This window comes from Algibacter lectus, assembly GCF_900112395.1.
Classification (GTDB): domain Bacteria; phylum Bacteroidota; class Bacteroidia; order Flavobacteriales; family Flavobacteriaceae; genus Algibacter; species Algibacter lectus.
The window spans coordinates 1-14,401 of sequence record NZ_FOLN01000020.1; the positions used below are offsets into that span (position 1 = coordinate 1).

Annotated in this window: 5 protein-coding genes; 4 read left to right on the forward strand and 1 reads right to left on the reverse strand. The window is 34.6% G+C overall.

Going from position 1 to position 14,401, the window contains the following annotated elements; all coding sequences use genetic code 11:
* The coding region (locus BM246_RS19535) for a DUF11 domain-containing protein (RefSeq protein WP_083415870.1) at positions 1-7,253 on the reverse strand (7,253 nt) is incomplete at its 3' end.
* Between the two features lie 458 nt (positions 7,254-7,711).
* On the opposite strand from BM246_RS19535, the gene BM246_RS19540 reads away from it, so the two are divergent.
* From BM246_RS19540 to BM246_RS19555, 4 genes are all read left to right on the forward strand, one after another.
* Positions 7,712-8,530, forward strand: a complete 819-nt coding sequence (locus BM246_RS19540) for an AraC family transcriptional regulator (RefSeq protein WP_074940662.1) — start codon at positions 7,712-7,714, stop codon at positions 8,528-8,530.
* Positions 8,531-8,783: 253 nt separating this feature from the next.
* Positions 8,784-9,053, forward strand: a complete 270-nt coding sequence (gene rpsO, locus BM246_RS19545) for a 30S ribosomal protein S15 (protein WP_042501638.1) — start codon at positions 8,784-8,786, stop codon at positions 9,051-9,053.
* A gap of 221 nt (positions 9,054-9,274) precedes the next feature.
* A complete protein-coding gene (locus BM246_RS19550; RefSeq protein ID WP_042506948.1) occupies positions 9,275-11,524 on the forward strand; it encodes a polyribonucleotide nucleotidyltransferase in 2,250 nt (749 codons plus the stop codon).
* Between the two features lie 1,108 nt (positions 11,525-12,632).
* Positions 12,633-14,401 (forward strand): Ig-like domain-containing protein (locus BM246_RS19555; protein ID WP_139221944.1); only part of this gene is annotated, 1,769 nt, incomplete at its 3' end.

A 14,401-nucleotide genomic window follows, 5' to 3' on the forward strand; every position in this document is an offset into this window, starting at 1 on the left:
ATTGCTCCTGTAGTTTCATCTACACTCCATGTTCCTTCGTTTGGTACTGCGAAACTTGTAATGTCGCCATTAGCATCCGTTACGATACTTGTTGCGCCTACTGGTGCTACTAAACTTACCGTTGTTGCATCTAATTCTCCATCAGGATCTGAATCTGCTAAACCACCATTTGCTACTAATGGGTCGATGGTTACTGCGCCGCCTACATTGGCTAAGCTCGAATCATCCTCTGCTGTTGGTGATTCGATAACGTAATCTACTGTTACCGTTGCTGTATCACTTAAACCTGTTTGGGTTTCTGTTAAGGTATACTCAATTGGAGTTGGATCATTGGTATAATTAGATGTAAATCCATCTACTATAGTTTCTGGAGTAAAAACAAGCTCACCAGTTGATGTATTATAGTTCCAAGTTCCTTCGCCTGGTACCACTAAGACATCTTGATCTCCTGCTGTGTTAGAGTCTAAATCTACTGTTGTATTTAATACTGTAGCTGTAGTTATTCCATCACCTAATAAATCATTAGATAAAATATTTATCGGTGTACTTGGTTGAGTAGTTGTATTACCTGAATTACTATCTACATTAGCTACTGGTGGCTCAATAACCACAATAGTTACTACTGCATCAGCACTACAATTTGAAGGATTTAACTCCTCACAAATATTATAGTTAATGGTATATCGTCCTGCCGGTGTTCCTGCTGGCACACTAACATCTCCTGTTAATGGATCAACTTCTGGAACTATTCCCGTTGCAGGAACTGGTCCTGAACCTCCATCAAAAAACATTCCTGATGTTAAAGTAATGTCGATTTCATTGATATCTGTTGCTACTCCATTTAGAGTATCATCACCTGTACCCCCTAATATGTTACCCAAATTAGCGTTTCCATCTTCACTAAGCACCGGGCTTGCAGTATAATCATCATTTGTAGCAACTATTGCTGGTGCCTCTACGACTACAGTTACTGTTGCATTACTACAATTACTTGAATTTCCTATTTCACAAATAGTATATGGAATAGAATATGTTCCTGCTGGTGTTCCTGCTGGTACACTTACATCTCCAGACGCACTAATAATTGGAGCTGTTCCTGTAATTGGATTACCATTTACAGTTGCAGGTGTTGGGTACGTTATCGCTACATCTGCCGTAGTAACAGGATCTCCATTTAAAGAATCGTCTCCTGTACCAGTTAATATATTTCCTAGGTTAGTATTCCCTTCGAAACCATTTACCCCTGAATAATTATCGTTTGCTGCCGCAATTACTAATGAATTAACAGAAACAGTAGCATCTAAAACATCCCCTGCTATAAGTGTATCATCGGTATAATCTCCAGAAGCTGCAGTTGTTGTATTAGTCACTGTACCACCTGCGGCTTCTGCATTAATGTTAGCTGTTATCTCTAATGAAGCCGAACTACCGCTAGCTATTTCACCTACAGTCCATAGGCCTGTAACTCGATTGTATGTTCCACTACTATTATCACTTACGTAAGCTACATTATTTGGCAATACATCTGATAAGGTCACATTCTTATCAACACTACTACCTATATTACTTACATTAATAGTAAACACAACATCTTGACCAATTGACGCCGTAGTAGGCGAAACGGATTTTGTAGTTACTAAATCTGCAACACAGTCTGTTATGGTGTACGCAATAGTTATGGCATCTGTTCTACAACCTGTAACTGTATTTTCTACGGTTGCATATATATTACCTGTTCCTGCAGGATACAACTCTGTTGATGTCCAAATACCACTTGTATTTGGTAAATTGGCAGGTGTTGTTAACGCTGCATTTTTCCAAATTTTAATAATTTCATCATCACTTAAAGTATTCCCAAATGTTACTGATAAATATTCATCTGAACAAATTTCTAGTTCACTAGAAGATATTACCGGATCTTCTATATATCCTACAGTAACATCTACTGTATCTGTAGAAGTACATCCGCCAGGACGTGTAATTTCCACTTGATATGTAAAGGTTGTTGTTGCCGCTAATTTTGGCCCTCCATAAACGAAATTTGGTTGAGCTGTTGTTGGAGCATCTAAATACGTAATATCATCAGTTGCTGTTAACCCTGTCCATACATAAGTATAATCTGGGTTATTAGGCGAACCTAATTCAACACTACTACCTGCATAAGCTTCGCAAACTGGTACATTTGAACCTCCAATACCAGTTAACACACTTGGCGACCCCATACTTACACTTGCAGGCACACAAATACAAGGATTTTCGTCTACCTTCATTACTAATAAAATATTACAAGCCTGAGTTGGAGTAGCTGTAAACTGAATACTTTCTGAAATTGATCCTCCAGCCGGTATCGCAGATGTGATAATATGACTACCTAATTCTAAATCGCCAGCATCATAAACACCATCTAGATTCACATCAAAATATGCTCCAATAGTTGCAGGTGCAGTCACCTCAACATCAGAAGTATTATCAATTGTAAAGGCTGCTGTTATTAATTCATCTAAAACAGTTACACTTCCTATTGCAGAGTCTAAATTAATAACGACTGCCGCCTTTTTGATATCTAAAGATTCGCTAGACGTACCTGTGGCAATTAAGTTACCACCACAAGATGTACCTCCACAACTAGCACCTGTATCATTTTGTATGTACGCAAGATAACTTACTGTAGCATCCTCTTCGCAATATCCCGCATCTGGTATGATATCGAATTCAAATTCAGTTTGATCTTGGTCGAACAAGCCTGAAGGGTATTTAACAATTAACTCATTAGGTGATGAACTTACATATGTTAAAACGTTAGCTCCAAGATTAAGAAATGACCCATCTACATATGTTACTCCCGTTGGTAACACCACTCTTCCGTAATCAAAATCACCAGTACTAGCCCCTGGACTAGATGGTAACTCTGAGATTGTCGTAAAAATATTAATTGTTTCTTGAGATGAACAACCATCAATATGCCCTCCATCAGGATTTGCAAAATCTGGTAAAGATATTGTTGACAAAGCATCGTAAGTAGCGTCTAAGCCTATTATTTCAATTCCGTTTGATACTGACTTACTACCATTACCAACGGTTGGTTCTCCACAAGGTACATCTCCAGAAACAGTAAAAGTTAACGGTGAATTAGAAACAAAATCACATGTTGTTTGCAATGTATACCTAACAATTACTTTTCTATCATTTACAGAAGGCCCTACAGCTCCCGTACCAGGAATACCTCCATATAGAGGAGTCATTGCTGAATGAATAATAGGAGAAACATAAGTATCACCTCCAGATATCGTGGTCACTAAGTCCTCCCAGTTATTACTACCTGCAGGATATTCGGCTTCAATCTTTGTTATACTCACTGCACTTGCTCCATTAAACAGAGTTAATGATGATTCCGGATTAATGGTTGTCGCTACTTGAGCACTACTATATTCCACATCATAAATAATAGTATCACACATTGCAAAAGGACCTACTGGCTGAGGCTCAGTTATAGTTTGCTGTACTTGGCCAGCAGCAGGTTGCAATGTTAATTGTACAGTATTATCATAACAAACCGATGACACATCTCCATAGTTTGTTGGGTATGCATCACAATCCCAACCTAAACTAAAATCTACAGGAACATCGGTACAACTAGTATAAGTTGCACTAACTCTAATATCTTTTGTTTCTCCTGCATCTAAATTACCTATTTCTACATAACTATCGTCTCCAACTTGTACAATATTTAATGGTATTGATGAAGAAGTAATATCTTCCGCCCCTACTATGGTTATATTAGAATTTGCAGGTATTTTAATCCAGTTAAAACCTACATCTCCAGTAGAAGAACTATTGTTAACTACTCTGAGATCAAAATCTGCTTCAGGACCAAACCCTACAATAATAGCACTTGATAAAGGCTGAAAAATAAAAGTTGGTTTTGTGTAATATAATCTTGCTGACGGTGTTCTTGTTAATAGTTGTTCCGGCAAAGGTGTTTCGGTATAAGCCATATGCTGAACAATACTTGTAGATGTTATAATAGGAATAGGTAATCCTTCCGAAGCATCTTTTAATTCACAACTACCTTTTACTAGTACCTGCATTCTATAACTAACAGATGATGTTTGATTCTGATCTCTGTATCCAGCCGCTCTATTTGGTGTTACCGTATAAGTATTCACTCCTGGCGTACCAAGCGCTGGAGAAATATCTAATTCTCCCGTGCTCACATAAAAATAGCCCTCATTATTATATTGCCTAACATCCAATATTTTCGCTCCATCCGGAATTGTAATTTCCGTAGATTGAATCATGGTAGTTGGTCTATATTCTCCAGTATGTAAATGTGGTGAATTTGATCGCGTATAATCATTTATAAGGTTTGCCCAAACTTCAGCACAATATTCAAATGTACTATTTGCAACTCCGTAAGATAAGTTATCAGGTCTTAAGTAAGCTACTTGATCACCCCAATCAAAACAGCTTAGTCTTTCATTTGGTATGCCATCATTATCATTATCATTTGCTACATTACTTGTACTTCCTGTTAATGTTTCATCAACATAATATCGACCTCTAAAACCTGATAAAATGTGGTATCCAAAATTAGTATAAGTATCTGTAGTAAACTTATATTTAAAATTCACTTCAAACGTGTCTTGATCCTCTATTAACCCACCAACTATAGGATCTGAAAGCGCACTCGACAAATCATAATCTAATGTATGAGTATTACCACTAGAAGTTACAATAGGCGCACTTACCGGTAACTCCAGTGTTGTACTGCCTCCAAATTTAGTAATTACAATAGTACCAGAAACAAACTCTATATCATTTGCTCCTGCCGTTAACCCATCTGTAGTATAATTTTGTATAAAATGTAAGTTATCTGATGATAAGCTAGACATAAACCCAGACGTTTCTACCATCATTTCATCTCCTGCTAAATATTTATCTAGTTCATAAACAGGTGAACCATCAGGATTCGTGCTTGTTAAATCTACTTTAGAAGTCATCGTATTATCTGACCAACCTGCTGTAATTCTATACGCATCTAAACCTGTAATATTTGGACCAGCACAAGGAGGATTACATGAATGTTCTATAATTGGTTCGAAGTTCCCACAATGAATATCTCTTTCAAACACTAGGTTTCCTCCAGGAGCATCGTATAATTTTAAACTGGTTTCATAAGAAATATTAATAACGCTAGTAACACCTCCTAATTCTAACTCTGTACAATTCATCACAAGAGGAAAACGTGCAAAAAAATCGCTAAACTCTCTAAGTGTAAAACCACTTAAAATATCTGTTGAAGTATAAGAAATAACATTAGTACCAGCTCCTGGTAAACCAACAATATAAGCACCATTTGTCTGACTAAATTCCGGAGGTGATCCTGCAACTAAATCTACACCTCTAGGTACTTCTATAGATACTGTAAACTCACTATCTCCGTTGGCATTAATCATAGCATGATCATTATGATTAAAATTTGAATACAAATAAGGCCTTAAAGCCACCTCAAAAGGCACAAGCTCCTCTATATCTGTATCCTGCTCAAAAACCGTAGCATTATTATAATCTCTTATAAAGTTATTATACCCTAAATCTACACCTTCAGTTGGTCTTGCAGAATCACATTGATCTTTGGTAAGCGCATCAACAAATACATGTTCCCACTGCATATAATCAAACCGGCCTGTACCACAATTATTATCTCGAGGCAAAACCTCATAATCAAATTCAATTACAAAAGAATCTCCCGGAGCAAGATCGTCATAATAATTATCTCCATCAATATCTTGCAAGCCGCCCACATCATCAACATCTACATTTATATTGGTATTTGGCAACAATGCATGAGTTGAAGTAGTGGATGTAGAAGAATTATCTGACCCCCAATCTTCCGGTGTGAACGGAACCTGAACAGTTTCACTACCTAATGAAAAGTTACTAAAAGATCTAACATTATACCTAGTAGTTCCCCAGTGCGGGTTGTTATTATAGCTAGTAGTTCCAGATTGATTATTTGAACCCAGGGCTACATTAATTAAAATATCTTTTGCAAAACCAGCAGCAGCAGTTGCTGAAGCCGTATTAGTTATTTTTAACCTGATATGGTTTACACCTGATATGTTTCGATGGTTTTCTAAAATATCAATATCTAATTCTGGATTATTGGCACCAAACAAAACATTTCCTTCTGTAATTTTTGATGATTGACAAGTCCACTCGACCTGATGTTGAATACCCGTATCTATACAATCTTTTAAAGTAAAACTCTCTTCAAAAACCAAAGACTCTCCTGCATCAAAAAAACCATTTCCATCCTCAAAACCAGGGTTTCCTCCACTATAATTAGGGTTAGATGATAAATTAATAATGTAAGTATTTGTTGTTACCCCCGCACCATCTGTACTGGTTGTACTAGGAGAAATAACATTCCCTAAATAAGAAAAAGAATAAGCGCCAACACTAGGCTCTACATTAACACTAGAACCTAATTTAACAGTATGTATTACTTCTTGAACTCCTGCATTACCTCCATTAAAATCGGTTACTTCTCTTGTATGAACAAAAGAACCTACGGTACCATTTACTGCTGTTATATTACTTATAGATACCGAAGCTGCCAATAAATCATAATTAGCTAACAAAGCATTAGTATCTGTTGCTGTTTGAACACCTGGGAAGCCTGTTTTTACATAGCTAATTTCTGCTGTATCCTTAAATGTATTTCCGTCCTCTTTATAAGTAACAGCAGCGCAACCAGCGGTTCTTTCGAAAGTAAATTGAATATAATCACCTGCATCCCATAATTCTGTTTCTATTCCATTATTGAATATAGAAAATATAGGTGCATTTAAATCACTTATATCATCCTCTGCTAAAACATATACATTAGCTAAAGGCTGAACAGTAACATTATTATTATCAGTAATAGCAAAAGATGAAGGCGTATAAAGCACACCTGGAGGCAATTGAATCTTAACCCTGATAGAGTGTAATTGCTGAGGCGCACCTTTTATAGATTGCACTATAATCTCATTTGATGTTCCTAACGTTTTTAAAGCTTCAACAGAATTTTGTTGCCCGCTTACATACACTAACCTTACATCGCCGTTATTATTATCAGAACCACCTGCTCCAAATTGAGCAAAAGCAGAACCAAGTGAAAACATAAAAAAAGCTAAGAACAACATCATGTTTCTAGCTTGTTTTTGGTTAACCTTATCGAATTTTAAGGATTGTAATTTTGATTTCATATTTATTATCTATTAAATAATTTATTATTTAGGGAAAGAGCTTTAATTCTGCTTGCCTTATACTTAACTTTTAATTCTCGTGTATTTTAAAATGTAGATTTTTGGCATGATTTCAAGATTAAGAACAACCTTAAAAATATTACCGCGCATAAAATACATGTCAATCATCCCACAAAAATACATTTGCTTAATAGATTTTTATAACTCAAAAAAAACAATAGCATAACTCAAAACGGACATTTCATCGATGTTATCACTTTTTTAAGACACGAAACACACAATTAACCTTATTTACCTTGTTAAATAAATCACAATTATTTGTTTGGTAATTTGAACATTATTTTTAACTTGTTGCTGTAAAGCAAGAGCTACATTTTATAAAAAAAATATAGAGGTAAAATTCATATTAATGTGACTTATACAAACCAAATTGTGTCTTACATAAAAAAGGAATTATCTTGAGAACTACAAAACACAACATTGATAGCGACATTTTTGATTTCACAACCTATTTGAACCCAAATAGCCATCCTGAATATATAGAAATAAAAGGTCTTGAAATCAATATTCTAATTATAGAAGATGATTTAAGAATAAATCAAAATTATGACGAAATTTTAAGTCCTAATTTCGATTTTGTTTTTTCATTTAACAGCCTACAAGCTTTAGAAAGAACAAACCAAAATCAATTTAATTTAATATTAAGTAACGCTATAAAACCTATAGTAAACGGAGAAGTATTAAAAAAAGAAATACCTCATTTTTCGAACGAGATTAATAACGACGATATTGTTCCTGTTTTAATTATTACTACCAAAGACATTAAAGATGAAAATTTAGAAGGGTTAAATATCAACGACTATGTTATAAACCTATCTGATCAAAAAAAAATAATATCTAAAATAAAGCTTTACACCAATAATGCCGATTCGTCGATAAAGGTCACCAAAAAGAAAAGCAATACTTTTCATGCTATATTAGATCTTATAAAAATTAATCTCTCAAAAGAAGATTTCAATGTTAATTTCTTATCATACAAAACAGGTTATAGTCAAAGACAATTAGCTAGAATTGTAAAAGCAGAAACAAATAAAACACCTGTAAAGCTAATATTAGAATTGCGGCTAAAAAAAGCGTACGAGTTATTATCTACCGATAAAAATATAAAAATAAAAGAAGTACAATATAGTATTGGTATAAACAGCCCATCTTATTTTAGTAAAAAGTTTAAAGAACAATTTGGTTATAGCCCGAGCGATTTCTCTAGCGCTTGCTAGTTACAAATGCTTAAGTTTATTTTAATAACATTTCTTTTAAAAGCCATTTGCTTTTAAAAGCACTTCTACCCTATCTAAAGTATACCTTATTATTTAACCCAATTTTAACCTTTTACATATTACACTATATTAAAACGTTAAAAGGACATCAAAAATTAGATAAAAAATTAGATAAATGTAAAAAAGTCTTATATTTGCACGCTTGAAAGAAAAACTTTCAAGCTACATAACAATCATTTACAATAATATTAGAATGTATTTATCTAAAGAAGAGAAACAAGAAATGTTTGCCAAACATGGCAAAAACAAAAGCGATACTGGTTCTGCAGAAGGACAAATCGCCTTATTTACACAAAGAATTGAGCACTTAACTCAACACTTAAAAAAGAATCGTAAAGATTACAACACTGAGCGTTCTTTAGTAATGTTAGTAGGTAAAAGAAGAAGCTTACTTGATTATTTAATCAAGAAAGATATCTTAAGATATCGTGCTATAGTAAAAGAATTAGGATTAAGAAAATAATCTCAATAAAAAAACCACGCTTTTCAGCGTGGTTTTTTGTTATATATTAACTCGATTTGAACGAGTATAAATTTCAAATTATAAGAAGCTAGATCCCAAAACGAGTTTGGGACAAAAAGTTTTTCATTGGTCGCACACACAACAACTACACACAACAACACAACGACCATTGTTTAACATAATTTGAGTATATTGTATGCTCGAATTACAAGAAAAAATTTATGATTCCAAAAGTGTTTAAAGAGGTTATTGACCTTGGGGACGGTAGAGAAATCTCTATTGAAACCGGAAAATTAGCAAAACAGGCCCATGGTTCTGTTGTTGTTCAATCTGGAAAATGTATGTTACTATGTACAGTTGTTTCCAATTACAAACAAAGTGATGTTGACTTTTTACCTTTAACGGTAGATTATCGCGAAAAATTTGCTGCAGCTGGGCGTTATCCTGGTGGTTTCTTCAAGAGAGAAGCAAGACCTAGTGATGGCGAAGTTTTAACTATGCGTTTAGTGGATCGTGTATTACGTCCATTATTCCCAAAAGATTATCACGCAGAAACACAAGTAATGATTCAGTTAATGTCTCATGATGATGATGTTATGCCAGAAGCTATGGCTGGATTAGCTGCTTCTGCTGCTATTCAATTATCAGATTTACCATTCGAATGCGCAATCTCTGAAGCCAGAGTTGCACGTGTTAATGGTGAATTTGTAATTAACCCAACTAGAGCTCAATTAGCAGAATCTGACTTAGAGATGATGATTGGTGCTTCTGCCGATTCGGTTATGATGGTTGAAGGTGAGATGGATGAAATTTCTGAAGAAGAAATGGCAGACGCTATCAAATTTGCTCACGAAGCAATTAAAGTACAAATTGATGCACAATTGCGTTTAGCGGAAGCTTTTGGTAAAAAAGAAGTTCGTGAATACACAACTGCAGAAGTTAACGAAGATTTACAAAAAAGAATACACGAATTAGCATACGATAAATGTTACGCAATTGCAAAGAAGGGAACTTCTAAAGCAGAACGTAGCGCAGCATTTGCTGAAGTAAAAGAAGAAGTTAAAGCCTCTTTTACAGAAGAAGAAATGGAAGAATTTGGACACCTTGTTGGAGGATACTACAGCAAAGCAGAAAAAGAAGCCGTTCGTGAATTAACATTAAGTGAAGGTTTACGTTTAGATGGAAGAAAAACTGACGAAATTAGACCAATTTGGTGTGAGGTAGATTACCTACCTTCTACTCATGGTTCTTCTATCTTTTCTCGTGGAGAAACTCAAGCTTTAGCGACAGTAACTTTAGGAACATCTAGAGACTCTAACAAAATAGATATGCCATCTTACGAAGGTGAAGAGAATTTCTATTTACATTACAACTTCCCTCCTTTTTGTACAGGTGAAGCTAGACCATTAAGAGGGACTTCTCGTAGAGAAGTTGGTCATGGTAACTTAGCGCAACGTGGTTTAAAAGGAATGATTCCTGCAGATTGCCCTTACACTGTGCGTGTTGTATCTGAAGTATTAGAATCTAACGGTTCTTCTTCTATGGCTACAGTATGTGCTGGAACAATGGCTTTAATGGATGCTGGTGTTAAAATGACAAGACCAGTTTCTGGTATTGCCATGGGATTAATTTCTGATGGTGACCGTTACGCTGTATTATCTGATATTTTAGGTGATGAAGATCACTTAGGAGATATGGATTTTAAAGTAACTGGTACTTCTGAAGGAATTACTGCTTGCCAAATGGATATTAAAATTAAAGGATTAAGCTACGAAATTTTAGTGAATGCACTAAAACAAGCTCGCGAAGGCCGTTTGCATATCTTAGGTAAAATTACAGATACTATTGCTGCGCCGGCAGAAAGCGTTAAAGATCACGCGCCTACTATGGTAACGCGTCGTGTACCTAACGAATTTATTGGTGCTTTAATTGGACCTGGAGGAAAAGTAATTCAAGAAATGCAAAAAGAAACTGAGACTACTATCGTTATTAACGAAGACCCAGTGACTGAAGAGGGTATTGTTGAAATATTAGGTGTAGGCTCTAAAGGTATTGATGCTGTTTTAGCAAAAATAGATTCTTTATTATTTAAACCTACTGTTGGTAACGTATACAAAGTAAAAGTAATCAAAATGTTAGATTTTGGTGCTGTTGTAGAATATATGGATGCACCAGGAAACGAAGTTTTATTACACGTAAGTGAATTGGCTTGGGAACGTACTGAAAATGTATCGGATGTAGTTAATATGGGCGATGTTTTTGATGTGAAGTATTTTGGACAAGATCCAAGAACACGCAAAGAGAAAGTATCTCGTAAAGCTATTTTACCAAAACCAGAAGGTTATGTTGCAAGACCACCAAGAGATGATAAACGTTCTGGTGGACGTGACAACAGAGGTGCTCGTGACAATAGAGGTCGTGATAACCGTCGTGACGACAGAAAACCAAGAGAAGATAAAAAAGAAGATTAATTTCTTTTAAAATCTATAATTATTAAAGCCTGTTTCAAAATATTGAAACAGGCTTTTTTTTATGCTAAAAAACCAATATTATTTGAATATGACACCTATATAATAAATGAGCTTATTGATGCAAAATCTTATTTTAGTGATGATTGATTAAACAACAAAAAAGTAATTATTGAAGATTACTTAAGTACTTTTCAAAACCCAATATGAACTCGTTATAATGGGCTTTTTTTTTTGAATAAATAAAACATTTAACATTTCTAGTCCACTTACTCAAATTTCGAATAAATCAAAAAAAACCCCCTCTTCACTAATTAATCATAATGAAAGTTACCACACATAGAACAAGCTTCAATATTTAAGATTTCTTACTCTTATTTCATGCCTTATTCTCATTATTTTAACATCAAAAATTTAACAATTAAACTCAATTTTAACATTTACCCATTATAAAAATAAGCGTTTTTCCTACAAAAATAATTTAATCAAAAAATATCGACAAAAAACACTTTTTAATCGACAAAAAGCAAATTTTAAATCCAAAACATTGTTTTTATCGATAAAATTCAATTTATTTGTGCTGTAACGCCCTAAAAACCAAAATAATCCACCATGAAAAGACTATAAGACAATACTTACATTTTATTATCTATAAACAATTTTTTTTTGACTTTAATCGTTTTTACTTGTTAAATGTGACATTTGGTAATTTACTGTGTCTATGTAATTGTACATTTGATTCCCCCTTAAGAACAGAATTATGAAAACAAAACTACTTTTAATAGCTTCTCATCCCCTCTACGAAGAAGACTCAAAATAAATTAAAAACTACAAAGCAAAACTTACTGTTCCAAAAAACGTAGAGGAAATAAATACGTCCTCTAATTTCAGAAAACAGTTAAGCTATAGCTCCAAAAAAAAAAAACATACAATGTAATTTTAGATGTTACTGTTTTACCGAAAAAAAAGGTCACTTACAAAACCTCTCTCACAAGGTATTCTAGATTAGGTAATTTATTATCTATTTTAATAACAGAACGAAGTATCCAGGTTAACTACATCCAAAACCATTTAGAAGAAAATAATTTATAGTTGCTTTAAAAACATTATTATGAAAGTAAATTACTTACCAAGATTAACATCACCAAATAAAGCGTTAACATTTATCGCCTTATTGTTGTTAGTATCGGTTTCATCATTTGCACAAATTGGTGTGCAATCTACTTCCATTCGAGAGAATGTCACCTTTCAATGGTCTGATGAACAAGATATCGATAACAATGGAGACATATCTGCTACTGAAAACAACCTCCCTGCAACAATCGAATCGATTACAGTAAATGGTGCTATTTACAACACATTCGCTGTACCATCAGGATACCAACTTACTCGATTAGGACCAGGCGGAAATGCAATAAATGAGATATTTGGAAATGGCCTTAGTGTTATTAAATCTAGTGCAACCGCAACATTCGACCCTACCGATAATACCCTATGGGATGATGCCGCGTTAGCAACTTTTGAATCTAAAAACCTTAACCGTTATTATTCATCTAATGGTAATGGTGATAATATTTGTGGTAATTTTAATAAAGCCAACGGTATTAACGGATCTAATGAAACAGATGCTCAAATGCAAACCCTTTTTTACGACCCAGCTTTACCTTCTAATGATGGAGGTATACTTGCTGTTACAGAAAGAGGTGGAAATAACTGTTTCTACATTCGCTTATTTGGAACACTTCCCGGAAGCACTGTGGAAGAATCACTTGGTGACACTTTTGTAAGAAGTTCTGCTGAATATAGAAACTATGGGTTTTCGGCACCAAGAAACAATGCTACCGATTATTGGTCATCGGGACGTGAGCAAGATAATAATCAAGATATCGCAATTGCTCTTTTCAACTTAAACACAATTGCTCCTACAGGATCAAAAATATCAAGAATTAGATTTATTTCAGCCTCTAATGATGATGGCGACGGAAAGCTTTTTGTTTTACAACGTTACGCACAACCGCAAACCGATTTTGGATGTATTGATCAAGGCACATTTAATGGACAGATTGATAATTCATCAAGCGTTCCTGCAAATTCCACTTACGATTTAGTTTCTGGACCATCTCCAGCTGGTCTTGGGTTCAATTTAAACCCTGACGGTTCTTACACTTACACGTCTTCTCCAAATTATGAAGGAAGCGTATCGTTTACATATAGAGTTAGACTTCCTGCTCCAAATGACGGTATTACAGATAATAATACGGTAACCCTTACATTTAATACATTACCGGATGATCCTGAATTAGACATAGTATGTAACGAAACTTCTGGAAAATATAATATAAATATTACAAGTCCTTTAGGGTCACAATACGAATATAGCTCTAGTTTAGTTAACGGAGGCGCTTATCAAAGCTCTCCAAATTTTAGCGATTTAGGACCTGGAACTTACAATTTTAGAATTAAAAATATTAATAGTGGTTGTGAAAGTAATACCATCTCTACAACTATCACTTCTGAAGATTTAGGAGCTGTTATTTCTAAAAATACATCTGTAGATTGCTTCGGCGAATCAACAGGAAGTATTGATCTTAATGTTAGTGGTGGTTATCCTCCATATACATATTCATGGAGTAACGGCGCTACAACTCAAGATTTAACAAATGTACCTGCCGGAAATTATAATGTTGATATCACAGATGCTTCTGGATGTACATTTACATTTGCTAGAGCTATTTTATTAGATCAACCCGATGCTTTAACTGCTAGCACGGCGCAAGATAGCCCAGTTGCTTGTTTTGGTGAATCTAACGGTTCGGCGACTGTTACTGCTGCTAACGGAAATGGTGGATATACTTATTTATGGGATAACGGGGAAACTAC

What these genes read in the sequence shown, in the direction of transcription:
- rpsO (WP_042501638.1), top strand. Translation starts at nt 8,784, where the DNA reads ATGTATTTATCTAAAGAAGAGAAACAAGAAATGTTTGCCAAACATGGC.
- BM246_RS19550 (WP_042506948.1), top strand. Translation starts at nt 9,275, where the DNA reads ATGATTCCAAAAGTGTTTAAAGAGGTTATTGACCTTGGGGACGGTAGA.